This is a genomic window from Wenyingzhuangia sp., from assembly GCF_039768515.1.
Classification (GTDB): domain Bacteria; phylum Bacteroidota; class Bacteroidia; order Flavobacteriales; family Flavobacteriaceae; genus Wenyingzhuangia.
The window spans coordinates 16244-30025 of the sequence record NZ_JBDNAI010000082.1; the positions used below are offsets into that span (position 1 = coordinate 16244).

General features: G+C 34.5%; 10 protein-coding genes. 9 read left to right on the forward strand and 1 reads right to left on the reverse strand.

Going from position 1 to position 13782, the window contains the following annotated elements; all coding sequences use genetic code 11:
• Positions 1-51 precede the first annotated feature (51 nt).
• Both ABF281_RS04915 and ABF281_RS04920 read left to right on the forward strand, forming a co-directional pair.
• Positions 52-2853, forward strand: coding sequence for a M1 family aminopeptidase (locus ABF281_RS04915; protein WP_347180572.1), 2802 nt, complete (start codon positions 52-54; stop codon positions 2851-2853).
• Between the two features lie 82 nt (positions 2854-2935).
• Complete coding sequence (locus ABF281_RS04920; RefSeq protein ID WP_347180573.1) at positions 2936-5407, forward strand: thiamine pyrophosphate-dependent enzyme; 2472 nt, start codon at positions 2936-2938, stop codon at positions 5405-5407.
• 56 nt (positions 5408-5463) lie between these two features.
• On the opposite strand, the gene ABF281_RS04925 is transcribed toward ABF281_RS04920, so the two are convergent.
• Positions 5464-6732 (reverse strand): DUF2851 family protein, encoded by a 1269-nt coding sequence (locus ABF281_RS04925; RefSeq protein ID WP_347180574.1) that lies wholly within the window; start codon positions 6730-6732, stop codon positions 5464-5466.
• Positions 6733-6804: 72 nt separating this feature from the next.
• On the opposite strand from ABF281_RS04925, the gene ABF281_RS04930 reads away from it, so the two are divergent.
• The 7 genes from ABF281_RS04930 (at position 6805) to lepB (ending at position 13782) form a co-directional block, all read left to right on the forward strand.
• Complete coding sequence (locus ABF281_RS04930) at positions 6805-7440, forward strand: NAD(P)H-dependent oxidoreductase (protein WP_347180575.1); 636 nt, start codon at positions 6805-6807, stop codon at positions 7438-7440.
• Positions 7440-8897: an aminoacyl-histidine dipeptidase gene (locus tag ABF281_RS04935; RefSeq protein ID WP_347180576.1), complete on the forward strand. Its 1458-nt coding sequence runs from the start codon at positions 7440-7442 to the stop codon at positions 8895-8897. The genes ABF281_RS04930 and ABF281_RS04935 overlap by 1 nt, the downstream gene beginning before the upstream one ends.
• Positions 8898-9031: 134 nt before the next feature.
• The gene (locus ABF281_RS04940; RefSeq protein WP_347180577.1) at positions 9032-9793 is read left to right on the forward strand and encodes an AAA family ATPase; all 762 of its coding nucleotides are present in this window, start codon (positions 9032-9034) and stop codon (positions 9791-9793) included.
• A gap of 5 nt (positions 9794-9798) precedes the next feature.
• Positions 9799-10695, forward strand: a complete 897-nt coding sequence (locus ABF281_RS04945) for a ParB/RepB/Spo0J family partition protein (RefSeq protein ID WP_347180578.1) — start codon at positions 9799-9801, stop codon at positions 10693-10695.
• Positions 10696-10765: 70 nt separating this feature from the next.
• Positions 10766-11245 (forward strand): DUF5683 domain-containing protein, encoded by a 480-nt coding sequence (locus ABF281_RS04950; protein ID WP_347180579.1) that lies wholly within the window; start codon positions 10766-10768, stop codon positions 11243-11245.
• 2 nt (positions 11246-11247) lie between these two features.
• Positions 11248-11949: a 4-hydroxy-tetrahydrodipicolinate reductase gene (dapB, locus tag ABF281_RS04955; RefSeq protein WP_347180580.1), complete on the forward strand. Its 702-nt coding sequence runs from the start codon at positions 11248-11250 to the stop codon at positions 11947-11949.
• A 15-nt stretch (positions 11950-11964) separates the two neighbouring features.
• A complete protein-coding gene (gene lepB, locus ABF281_RS04960; RefSeq protein ID WP_347180581.1) occupies positions 11965-13782 on the forward strand; it encodes a signal peptidase I in 1818 nt (605 codons plus the stop codon).

The window sequence follows — 13782 nt, forward strand, 5'->3', positions numbered from 1 at the left end:
AAAAACAATGAATACGTTGCCCGTCATTATCAAAACAGGAATTAGAAATTAATGAAGTTACTACCCCTACTTTCCATTCTCATCAGTCTAAATCTCTACAGCCAAAATAATCAAATGGAGATAGAAGCTGAATTGTTTTCTAAAAAAAACATTCTAAAAATTAGCCAACACATTACTTACTACAACACAAGTCAAGATACATTAAAAACCGTTATTTTAAGAAATTGGGCCAATAGCTATAAGAATGATAAAACCCCACTAGCCAAAAGATTGTTAGAAGATTATAAAACTGATTTTTACTTTTCAAAAGATGAAGATAGAGGGTACTCTCAAGTCAATAGTATCAAAAACAAAAATCAAAACCTCAACTACCACTCTCTTACCCTACAAGAGGATTTGATCCGGGTAAACCTCAATAAAAAATTAAACCCCGGAGAGAATATCAGATTATCGCTGAGGTATGTGATCAAAATACCACATTCAAAATTCACAGGAAATGGTAAAAAAGATATCGATTACTATTTAAAAGATTGGCATATCACTCCTGCACCTTACGAAAATCGATGGATCTTAGATTCTCATAAAAATTTAAATTATCAATACAACCCACCTACTGATTACACCATTAAAATAAAAGTTCCAATTGGTTATCAGGTTCATAGTAATTTCCATCAAAAAAAAACGATAGGGCGTGAGGTTTTAAATTATCAGCTCTATGGAAAAAATATAGTGAATACTGATATTAGCATCTCATTTTTAAGGCCCTATTTGACTTTGGAAAATGAGAAAACTAAAATTATAACTGACTTTTTCTCTGAAGACTTTGAAATTGATTTCCAGAAGAACAAAATACAACAAATGATGTTTTTTTTAAAAAAACATCTTGGCAATCTTCCTAGAAAACAAATTCTAGTTGAGAAAGAGAATTACAATCAGAACCCCATCTATGAATTGAAATACTTACCCAAATTTTTACATCCATTTGAAGAAGACTTTACTTGGGAGCTGATGTTTTTTAAAACGATAAGTTCTGAATATGTAGATCAGATGATTTTGAGCAACAAGTACAAAGATTACGCTTTTAACGAGGGGATAAAAAACTATATGTTTATCAAATATCTAGACCACTATTTCCCCGATGCAACAATGATTGGACGTCTATCTAAAGTTTGGGGACTTAAATCTATGAATTTGGCCAAAAGTAAATTTGCAGATAAATTTTCTATCGTTCACCAAATTACAGCAAGGGAAAACTTGGATCAAAGCCTTATGACTCTGTTGGAAAATCAATCCAATTATAACAAAAAAATCATTACGCCATACAAATCGGGATTGGGGTTTGTTTTTTTGGAACAATACATTGGTAAAGAAATTATGGAAGCATCAATAAAAGAATTCATCCATAAAAACATCAACAAAAAAAACAACCTTGAAAACCTCATTCATGTTTTAGAAAAAAACAGTAAAAAAGATCTTACTTGGTTCATGAAAGAATGGATCTATTCAAACAAAAAAATAGATCATACTATAGCCAGCGCAGCATTTGAAAAAGATAGTGTTTACATAACACTCCAAAACAAAAGAAGCATCAAGACCCCTGTTTCAATTTATGGCTTGAAAAACAATATTGTAAAAAGCAAAATCTGGACAGATGGGTTTACTGACCTCAAGAAAATTGCAATCAAAAATGACCATTTCGATAAAATCACTTTAAATTATCTTAATGATTATCCTGAAATAAACAAAAGAAACAACTGGAAAAACTCAAAACCCAAACTATTTGAACGCCCATTAAAAATCAAATTATTAAAAGATTTGAATGATCCTAACTCAAATGAAGTGTTTGTAAACCCTGAGCTGTCCTATAATTATTATGATGGAATTATTCTAGGGATTGGCATACAGAACGAAGCGTTCATCCCCAAAAACTTCGAATACAAACTAAAGCCTACTTTGAGTACAGCAAGTAAGAGTTTAACTGGCGGCTTTAACATTTCATACGCTGTTTATCCTGAGAAGACAAGAATCTATCGAACAAGGATAGGAATAAACGGTAGTAATTATCACTATACAAAAAATTTAAATTACAATGTAATCTCACCTTATTTAGAGGTTAGCTTTAAACAAAAAAACATACGATTCCTTGGTACCAACAAAATTACGGCTCGCTTTTTAGGAATCAACAAAGAAGTAAATAAAAATACCATTGCAACAGATGATGACAAATACCAATTGTTAAAACTAAGTTATGACTTTAGAAAAAATCAGCTAATTCATGACTATAAGTTTAATTTAAGTACCCAAATAGCCACGAGGTTTTCAAAGATAACAACCCTTTTTAGGTACAGGCACTTGACAAATAGAAAACACCCTGTTGAATTTAGATTTTTTGGAGGACTATTCTTGAGAAATACTACCATGAGTGATTATTTTAGTTTCAACCAACACACTGCTAATGACTACTTATTTGAACTTCCCTATCTAGGGAGGTCTGAAAGTAGTGGTTTTCTGACACAGCAATATGTCAGAGCAGAGGGAGGATTTGTTACTCAAAATGGATCTGGTTTCTCTAACCAATGGCTGACAAGTATCAATACTAGTATTGGAATTGTAAGATGGGTAGAAGCGTTTAACAACATCTCGTTGTCAAAAAACAAAAGTGAAGTCACTGTTTTTGATTATGAGGGAGGAATTCGACTTAACTTTGCTCCAAACCTTTTCGAAATTCATTTCCCTTTATACAATAAAGAAGGTTTTTTAACCCGAGATATAAATTATTTTAAAAAGGTACGATTTACGATTCTTCTAAAAACCCAACCTCTAATTAGATTTTTCAAACAACAGTTGTTTTAGCCTTTTAAAGTAACCCATTTTTTGTGACTTTATTATCCCACTATAAATACTTAACTTCGCAACTTTGCAAATAGCCATACACATGCCTGTAACTGTTGACCCAAATAACGAACAAGAACTTACTTTTCATCAATTTAGAGAGGAAATTTTAAATGATTACTATATCGCGGTACTCAGTCGTGAGTGTAGTTTAATGGGTCGAAAAGAAGTCCTTACAGGAAAAGCAAAATTTGGAATTTTCGGTGATGGAAAAGAACTCCCTCAAATTGCCATGGCCAAAGCCTTTGAAAAAGGTGACTGGAGATCCGGATACTACAGAGACCAAACGTTTATGTTGGCTTTGGGAGAACTCACCCCACAACAATTTTTTGCGGGCTTATATGCTCACACAGATATCAAACATGAACCTTTTGCTGCAGGTAGACAAATGGGAGGTCATTTCGCTTCTCATAGTTTAGATGAAAAAGGAGAATGGAAAAATTTATCTGAGCAATACAACACAGCCTCTGATGTCTCTTGTACCGCAGCACAAATGCCCCGTCTGGTAGGACTAGCCTATGCCTCTAAGCTATACAGACAAGAGAAATCTATAGAAAAAGGGTATGATAAATTTAGTAAAAATGGAAACGAAGTTGCCTGGGGAACCATTGGAAACGCAAGCACAAGTGAAGGGCACTTCTTTGAAGCAATTAACGCAGCTGGAGTACTTCAAATTCCTATGGTCACCAGTATTTGGGATGATGAATATGGTATTTCGGTACATCAAAAACACCACACAACCAAAGAAAACATTTCTGAAGTCTTAAAAGGATTTCAAAGAGATACAAATACTAAAGGAATAGAAATATTTAACGTTAAAGGATGGGATTACTCAAGTCTTATTGAAGCGTATACCAAAGCTTCACAAATAGCAAGAGAAGAACATGTTCCTGTAATGATTCACGTTTCCGAAGTGACACAACCTCAAGGTCATTCCACATCTGGGTCTCACGAACGCTACAAAAGTAAGGAGCGTTTAGAATGGGAAAAAGATTTTGACTGTAATAAAAAGATGCGTGAGTGGATTCTTGACTTCGATTTATCTACTGAAGATAGCGTACTGAAATTTGTAGAAAATGAAGAAGAATTAATTGCGATAGAAAAAAGAGCAAAAAAAGAAGTCTCTGCAGCAAAAAGAATTGCTTGGGAAGCTTTTTTAAAACCTTTAAAGGAAGAAGAGGAAAGTCTCTATGCAGTATTGAATACTGTTTGTGAGGAAAGCATAAACAAAAATTTTATCCAAAAGCTAAAGAACGATCTCCATAAAATGGCTGAATCTAGCCGTTCAGAAGTTCACCGCAAAGACATCTATGGTACTGCAAGAAAAGTACTCAGTTATATTCGAGAAGAAAATATCCCAAGTAAAATTATCTTGCAAAAATGGCTGCAAAAAAACCTACCCATTGCTCAAGAAAAATACAGTTCCAAACTTTTAAACGACTTCGGAAAAGGAGCCTCTAGTATAGTAGAAATTGAACCTTCGTATGACGAAACTAAGGAGATCGTAGATGCAAGAGTCATCATTCGTGACAACTTTGATGCGCTGCTAAAAAAACACAAGAACTTGTTTATTTTTGGAGAAGATGCAGGTAAAATTGGAGATGTAAACCAAGGACTCGAAAACTTGCAAGATAAATATGGTGTACTGCGTGTAGCAGATACTGGAATCAGAGAAGCGACAATAATGGGACAAGGAATAGGAATGGCTTTACGTGGGTTGAGGCCTATTGCAGAAATTCAATATTTAGACTATATATTGTATGCTATTCAGACTTTAAGTGATGATTTGGCTTGTTTGCGTTACCGAACTTATGGAAAACAAACTGCTCCTTTAATCATCAGAACAAGAGGACATAGATTAGAAGGAATTTGGCATTCGGGATCACCAATGGCACTAATTCTTAGTTGCTTAAGAGGTCTTCACTTGTTGGTGCCTAGAAACATGACCAAAGCAGCAGGCTTTTATAATAGTTTACTCCAAACTGACGAACCTGGTATTGTCATAGAAAATCTAAACGGATACCGTTTGAAAGAAGAAATGCCCAACAATCTTGGAGAATTCCTCACCCCTATCGGATACTCCGAAACCATCAAAGAAGGGTCAGATATCACTCTAGTTTCTTATGGCTCCACGCTAAAAATAGTAATGGAAGTTGCCCAAAAAGAACTGGCCCAAGTTGGCATAAACGCAGAAGTTGTTGATGTCCAAAGTCTAATGCCTTTTGACTTAGACCACCACATTTCCAACAGTGTTTCAAAAACAAACAGACTCGCTATTATTGACGAAGACGTTCCAGGTGGAGCCTCTGCTTATATATTACAAAAAGTAATAGATGAACAAAATGCTTATCGTTATTTAGATAGCAAACCAATTTGTATATCCGCCAAAGAACATAGGCCCGCATATGGAAGTGATGGTGATTATTTTTCAAAGCCTTCACACGACGATATCTTTGAGGAAATTTACAGAATCTTTCACGAGGCAAATCCAAGTAAATTCCCGAAGTTATATTAAATAAACTCATCGCATAGACACAAGCTGTGAAAATTAGAGAGATTGACAATAAAAGACTAAGCGATAATATGAACGCCTAAGTCACACGCTGCGCATCGTTCTTTGTCACAATACTCCTTTTTTAACGTTAACAAAGCTTGAGTTTCTAAAGCAGATTTGGATTTTACATCAAGCGCACTAAATTTAGCAACGATATTATTTTTTTCAGGTGAAATTTGATACATCAGGTCTAACAAATAACTTTCATCAGTACCCTTTTTTTTTGCGTACAAAAACAAGAATGGTATAACAACATTCATCAACAACAAATCAAGAAAATTTTTACTGATTTTTTTGGACGATTTCTTCGAAACCTTATCTAGGTTATAGTGTGTCTTCCAATATTCGTCTATTTCAATGTCAAAAAAATCCTGATAACTCTTTAGGTTTTCTCCCAAACCTAAAACCTTTGAAAAAACTGTTTTGTGCTTTTCGTAAAAAGCTATCAACTGAGCCAATCTAATGGTTGGAAAATTATGTGGCCTACACCCAAAAAAATTCAATTTTGGTAATGGGAATTCTTCCAATCGATATTTTTGTCTTTGATCATCAAAACGCTTCTTTAAGATTTGACAATATAAATCTTCAAAAGAAGACTCCTTCAACAAACCTAACAATCCAAACAACAGCGATGCTGTCTTATTATTAGCTATTTGCTTTCTAATTACTATAAACTCAACTTGAGAAAAAGCCTTCAAAAAAATAGCTCCATTTAGATTTCCCCCAAAAGACTTCGCCAACAATAAAAAAAATGTCGCCTCCCAGTCTTGTTTTGTTTTGTTAAAAATCAATTCAATTTCACCTACTTTTCGCTCTAATCTTTCTACGTATAAACGCTCCATCCAATGCTGCCATTTGAAAGTATCGAATGCTTTGATCTTGTTTTCACAAAATATCCAATACTGAGATTGCTGCATCAATTCATTATAGTTTTGTAGGGCTGAACCCTTTATTAATGTGCTGAGTTCTAAAGTAGGAACTGAATTGCTTTGTAGATCAAAAACCTCTATGTCGTGTTCAAAAACCACATGAAGAATCACATTGCTATAGCTTGTATCTTTTTGATGTTGATGCGCATACCAATCAGAAGATTTTAGATGAATCTCAATGTTCCCAGCCCACTTTTGATTTGCAATCTCAATCATAGCACTGCTAAAATCAGGACCCTGAAGAAGATTAACCTCTCCCGGGTGGTGAATGATTAATTCTTCTCCTTCTGTTGTGTATATTTTTTTGTTTTGGATCAACTGTTGTTGCCAAACCAAATGTAAAAAAGACTCTTTCATAGCTTTTTAGAATCTAAGATTTTGACTATAAGTTAAAAAATAAATAGTTATTTTCGTAAAAAAATAAAACAAATGAAAACGAACATCATAGAAAGCCTAGAATGGCGATATGCAACTAAAAAATTTGACAGCGCTAAAAAGTTATCAAAAGAACAATTACAAACGCTCAAAGAAAGCTTTAATCTAACTGCTACCTCCTACGGTTTGCAGGCATTAAGCTTAGTTATAATAGAGAACAAAGAATTGAGAGAAGAGCTACTGCCACATGCTTTTAATCAAAAACAAGTAGTAGAGGCATCTCACTTGTTGGTTTTGTGCCATTCCGATACTTTTGAAAGTAGCGATATCGAAGCCTACTTTAATCTTGTTGAAAAGGAAAGAAACACACCTTCAGAAGTCTTGAAACCTTTTAAAGATTTCTTAAAAAGTGACTTTGAAAAGAAAACCAAATCAGAGAAACACGATAGTTTCACAAAGCAAACTTATATAGCTTTGGGGAATTTAATGACAGTGTGCGCTTTAGAAAAAATAGATGCCTGTCCTATGGAAGGCTTCAACCCATCTAAATTTGATGAACTGCTAAATTTGAAAACAAAAAATTTAAAGTCGGCTCTTTTATTACCTGTAGGCTTTAGAGCAAACGATGACTATATGGCCAAAGAGAAAAAAGTAAGAAAACCGATGTCTGAAACCATCATAGAAATCTAATGAACAATCCCTTTCAATATCTAGAGCCTAAAGAAATTTGGGCTCATTTCGATTTTATCAACTCCATTCCTAGAGCCTCTAAGAAAGAAAAAGCCATTTCTCACGCAATGATTGCTTTTGGGCGCCATCTAGGATTAGAAACACACCAAGACACATCTTTAAATGTATTGATAAAAAAACCTGCAACTATAGGTCTTGAAAACAGAAAAAAAGTAACCCTCCAATCACACTTGGATATGGTTCATCAAAAAAACAACAACACAGCTTTTGACTTTAACAAGCAAGGAATACAAATGTACGTTGATGGGGACTGGGTCAAAGCCAAAGGAACCACATTAGGAGCAGATAATGGTATTGGAGTTGCAGCCATCATGAGTATTTTAGCAAGCAAAACGATTGAGCATCCTGAATTAGAAGCGCTTTTTACAATTGACGAAGAGACAGGCATGACAGGTGCTTTTGAATTGCAACCCGGATACATTTCTGGCGACATACTTTTAAACTTGGATACTGAAGAAGATGATGAAATAACTATAGGTTGCGCCGGAGGAATCGATATTACCGGGACAAAAAAATACATCCCCAACCATACAAACATGCGTCACTCTTTTTATAAAATTGTTCTAAATGGTTTAAAAGGAGGACATTCTGGAATGGATATCATCAAAGGCCTTGGAAATGCAAATAAATTAATGACTAGACTGTTGTATGAAATTAACAAAACAGAAATCTTTCAAATCATTTCCTTAAATGGTGGTAATTTACGCAATGCAATTCCCCGTGAGTCAGAATGTGTTTTAGCGATCGAAAACCCAGTAGAATTCAAACAAAAATTAAAAAAGGTTTCTGAGGTAATCCTAACAGAATGGCACACCAAAGAACCAAATATGAATATTGATGTAACCAAATCTAAAATCACCAAAACAGGGATGAGTCCCCAAGATCAAACAGTATTACTACAAACTATTTACGCATGCCATGATGGTGTTTTCACCATGGACCCTAATATTGGAGATTTGGTTGCGACCTCAAACAATATAGCATCTGTAAATGTTGCCCATGGAAACATTACCATTGCCTGCCTAACTAGATCTTCTATCGAAAGTGAAAAAGAAGACTTAACAAATATGATAACTTCTAGCCTTAAATTAGGAGGTTTTGATGTCACTACTACGGGTTCATATCCTGGATGGCATCCCGATCCAAATACGAGTATCATCAAAACAATGGAAAACCTTTATCATGAGTTATTTGACAGCAAACCAAACATCAATGCTTGTCATGCTGGATTAGAATGTGGAATCATTGGGAAACACTACCCTAAAATGGAGATGGTTTCGTTTGGCCCAACCATACGTGGGGCACACTCTCCAGATGAAAGAGTGAGTATCTCTTCAACATTAAAGTTTTGGAAATTTTTAACCTCAATTCTAAAAAATATCCCTCATAAAAAATAGAGTTTTCAAAAACAGAGCTGAAAAACAAAAAAATGACTATATTGTAGTGAGCAGATCAAAATTAATGAAGATCTTAATTTTCGTCAACAAACAAATAATTGTACTTTTACGTATACAATAACAACATTTATTAAATGGGAAAAATTATTGCTATTGCTAATCAAAAAGGAGGAGTGGGTAAAACGACAACTTCAGTAAATTTGGCAGCTTCGCTAGGGGTTTTAGAAAAAAAAGTATTGATTATCGATGCAGACCCACAAGCGAACGCTTCATCTGGATTAGGAATTGATATTGAGAATATTGAAAAAGGTAGCTATGAGGTTTTAGAACACACTTGCACAGCAGCAGAAGCGATCCTTCAAACCAATTCCCCAAACGTAGACATTATACCCGCTCATATTGATTTGGTTGCTATTGAAATTGAATTGGTCGACAAAGAGCAAAGAGAATATATGTTAAAAGAAAGCCTAAAGCCTATAATTGACCTTTACGATTACATCATTATTGATTGTGCTCCATCTTTAGGATTAATCACCCTAAATTCTTTAACTGCAGCAAACTCAGTTATCATTCCAATACAATGTGAATATTTTGCTTTGGAGGGTTTAGGTAAACTACTAAACACAATCAAAAGCATTCAAAAAATACACAATCCATCATTGGACATTGAGGGACTCTTGTTAACAATGTATGATTCGAGATTACGCTTATCAAATCAGGTTGTAGAGGAAGTAAAAAAGCACTTCAATGAAATGGTTTTTGAAACGATCATACAGCGTAACATTCGTTTAGGAGAGGCTCCAAGTTATGGAGAAAGCATTATTGCCTACGATGCAACAAGCAAAGGAGCCATTAACTATATAAATCTTGCTAACGAAGTGATAACAAAGAATTAAGAAACATGGCAAAAGCAACAAAAAAACAAGCATTAGGAAGAGGTCTTTCGGCTTTATTGAAAGAAAACAACATGACTGTTCGCTCAATTGATCATGAAAAAGCCACTGAGATCGTTGGTAACATCATAGAACTAAGATTAGATCAAATAGAAGTCAATCCTTTTCAACCTAGAACCTATTTTGATGAAGAAGAACTAAAAGAATTAGCGAATTCCATCAGCACCCTAGGAGTAATACAACCCATTACAGTTCGCAGGGTACAAGATAAATTTCAATTGGTCTCAGGAGAAAGAAGATTTAGAGCCTCAAAACTGATTGGAAACAAAACCATTCCTGCCTATATTCGCTTGGCAAATGATCAAGAAATGCTAGAAATGGCATTGGTAGAAAATATTCAACGAAAAAACTTAGACCCAATAGAAGTTGCTTTGTCTTACCAGCGATTGATTGATGATATCAAATTGACACAAGAAGAATTAGGGGGTCGTGTTGGAAAAAAACGCTCTACAGTTACGAATTATCTTCGCTTACTTAAACTAGATCCCATTATCCAAACAGGAATGAGAGATGGATTTGTCAGTATGGGTCATGGTAGAGCTATCATCAATTTAGACCAAACCAGCAAGCAACTGGAAATTTACGAAAAGATACTGAAGGATGGGTTGTCTGTCAGGCAAACAGAAGCTTTGGTTGCCAATCTAAAAAAAGAAAAACCAAGTAAATCTATTTCCAAAGCAATGCCTACCTTTGTCAATGAAAACCAAGATAAGTTTGATCGGTTTTTTGGACAAAAAGTAGCCATTAGTGCAAATGCTAATGGTAAAGGTAAGATCTCAATTTCATTTTCATCTGAAAAAGATTTCAATAAAATAAAAGCTTTATTAGATATCAGTGACCTATAAAACACCAATAGCCATATTATTAATAGCTACCAAACTTTGTTTTTCGCAAAAAGAATCTAGCATGCTTTCAATGGATAGTCAGACTTTTTTAGAAGACACTGATAGTTTTGATCCATTAACCCCTGCCAAAGCTGCTTTCTATTCAGCTGTTTTACCAGGACTAGGACAAGCCTATAACAAACGTTACTGGAAAATACCCATTGTCTATGGAGCTTTGGCAAGCAGTATCTATTACTATGACTTGAACGGTAAGGCTTACAAAAGGTACCGAAAAGCATTCAAACTAAGAGCCGCTGGTAAAGAAGATGAGTTTTATGATGTTTTTACTGATGCTAGTCTAGAAAGAGCACAAACTTTTTTGAAAAGAAATAGAGACACCTCCTTGTTAACTTTTGTTGGCTTGTATGTTTTACAAATTTTAGAAGCCAGTATAGACGCACACTTGCTGCAATTTAATATTACCGATAAAATAACATTTAACCCCAAACTAATGAATGATGGTCAATCAATAAATCATTACACAGGGTTAGCAATAAATCTTAAATTTTAAGAATGAAGATAGCATTACTAGGATACGGAAAAATGGGACAGACTATTGAGAAAATAGCTGTGAGTAGAGGACATGAAATTGTGGTTAAGGTAGATGAAAACACCAAAGAATATGACATTACCTTAGCTGATGTTGCTATAGATTTTAGTATTCCTTCTGTAGCAGTAAAGAATATTTCAAACTGTTTCAACAACAATGTACCTGTTGTTTCAGGAACAACTGGTTGGTTGGCAGAATATGACAATATGGTTGCGCTATGTAACGAAAAAAAAGGAGGATTTATTTATGCCTCTAACTTTAGTTTAGGCGTGAATATCTTTTTTGAACTCAATCAACATTTGGCTAAGATGATGAAAAACCTCTCTCAATATGATGTGAGTATGGAAGAAATTCATCACAAACAAAAACTAGATGAGCCAAGTGGAACTGCAATCACTTTAGCTGAAGGTGTTATTGAACATACGAAATATGAAGGATGGGAAGTAGATGGAGCAATAGAGGAATCGAACATTCCTATCAAAGCAATTCGTAGTCCAGAAGTTCCTGGAACTCATACCGTAGACTACACTTCAGAGGTAGACAGTATTGAGATAAAACATACCGCACACAACAGACAAGGTTTCGCTTTAGGAGCAGTAATAGCAGCGGAATGGTTGGTTGGAAAACCTGGTGTTTTTTCTATGAGAGATGTATTAGGACTATAATATAAAAACAAACAAATGAACTGGATTGTATTTATTTTAATTATTCAAGTATTACACTTTTCTGCTACTTGGAAACTATATCAAAAAGCAGGTAGAAAATCATGGGAAGCCTTGATTCCAGTTTATAACGCTGTGGTCTTGATGAAAATTATAAACAGGCCTAAATGGTGGGTTATTTTATTGTTCATCCCTGTTATCAACCTGCTGATATTTCCAGTGATTTGGGTGGAAATTGCTCGTAGTTTTAGAAAATTTGACACAAAAGATACTTGGCTAGCCATTTTGTCTTTAGGGTTCTATAATTTTTATTTGAACTATGTGATTATAGAAGAATTAAAATATAATGCCAATCGAAGCACACTACCAGCAAGTAAAACTGGAGAATGGATTAGCTCTATCACTTTTGCAATAGCTGCGGCAACTTTTGTACATACATACATCATGCAACCTTTTACTATTCCAACCTCATCATTAGAAAAATCTTTACTTATAGGTGATTTCCTGTTTGTGAGTAAATTTCACTATGGAGCCAAAGTTCCTGTCAGCCCAGTTTCATTGCCCATGGTTCATGATTCAATTCCTGGAACTGGAATAAGATCCTATGTCAAAGGAATTGAGTTACCATACATGAGACTGCCTGGTTTTCAAGATATTAAAAGAAATGAAATTGTAGTATTCAATTGGCCTTCTGACTCCTTAGCACTAATGTGGGGAGATAACTCTAACAAATTTACCTACAAACCCATAGATAAAAAGACCAACTATGTAAAACGTTGCGTAGGTGTTGCTGGAGATAGCCTAGAAATTAAAAATGGTTACATTTTTATCAATGGAGAAAGAACTACATTGCCAGACAGGGCAAAACCTCAATTCTACTATACTGTAAAAACAAGAGAACTTTTAGACGCTAAGAAAATATACAGTACCTATGGAGTAAATCCAAATGAATGGAATGTTGAATGTGTTAACGATTTATACTTGAACTTAAATCAAGTAAAAACGCTAGCAGGCTTAGAAAAAAACAAACACAATTACATCCCAGAGGGATCCAGTACCCCTATTTATAACCCTTACTATATTTTAGGATTAGAGAATATTGAAGAAAATAAAAAAGAGGACTTGTATTGTATTAGACTAAAAACATCAAAACACAATAGGTTTGGCATACCAACAAAAGAAGCCTTACATCAATTAAAGAGAGATCTAAACCTTACAGACGAAAATATTAAAAACGTTGAAACTACCTATAGAATCAATTTAGACAAAGAGCATGCTTTACTAATGAAACAGACTCCTGAAGTCATTTCTATCAAAAGAAACATTGAACCTAAAGGATCATTCGACCCCAGTATATTTCCACACTCTCCTATGTACAGTTGGAGTCAAGATAACTTTGGACCCATATACATACCCGCCAAAGGAGATGTGTTAAAACTAAACAAAAAAACAATTCCTTTTTATGAAAGAATAATAAGTGAATACGAAAAAAATGACTTTAACATCGAGAAGGATGGCACCATCTATATCAATGGGATAAAGACAAACAAATACACCGTTAAACAGGACTATTTTTGGATGATGGGAGATAATAGACAGGGGTCTTTAGATGCTCGCTATTGGGGCTATACCCCTTTTGACCATGTGGTAGGAAAGCCTGTATTCATTTGGATGAGTTTAGACCAAAATGAAACTGCAATCAACAAAAAAATCAGATGGGAAAGATTATTTACCACCGTTGGAGGCGAAGGAGCTCCTAAATCATATTTTATTTATTTCTTAATATCACTTGGTTTATACTACGTAGGGAAAGAAGTTATAAAACGAAGAAAATAA

Coding starts and splice junctions, on each gene's coding strand:
- ABF281_RS04915 (WP_347180572.1), top strand. CDS start 52: ATGAAGTTACTACCCCTACTTTCCATTCTCATCAGTCTAAATCTCTAC.
- ABF281_RS04920 (WP_347180573.1), top strand. CDS start 2,936: ATGCCTGTAACTGTTGACCCAAATAACGAACAAGAACTTACTTTTCAT.
- ABF281_RS04925 (WP_347180574.1), bottom strand. CDS start 6,732: ATGAAAGAGTCTTTTTTACATTTGGTTTGGCAACAACAGTTGATCCAA.
- ABF281_RS04930 (WP_347180575.1), top strand. CDS start 6,805: ATGAAAACGAACATCATAGAAAGCCTAGAATGGCGATATGCAACTAAA.
- ABF281_RS04935 (WP_347180576.1), top strand. CDS start 7,440: ATGAACAATCCCTTTCAATATCTAGAGCCTAAAGAAATTTGGGCTCAT.
- ABF281_RS04940 (WP_347180577.1), top strand. CDS start 9,032: ATGGGAAAAATTATTGCTATTGCTAATCAAAAAGGAGGAGTGGGTAAA.
- ABF281_RS04945 (WP_347180578.1), top strand. CDS start 9,799: ATGGCAAAAGCAACAAAAAAACAAGCATTAGGAAGAGGTCTTTCGGCT.
- ABF281_RS04950 (WP_347180579.1), top strand. CDS start 10,766: ATGGATAGTCAGACTTTTTTAGAAGACACTGATAGTTTTGATCCATTA.
- dapB (WP_347180580.1), top strand. CDS start 11,248: ATGAAGATAGCATTACTAGGATACGGAAAAATGGGACAGACTATTGAG.
- lepB (WP_347180581.1), top strand. CDS start 11,965: ATGAACTGGATTGTATTTATTTTAATTATTCAAGTATTACACTTTTCT.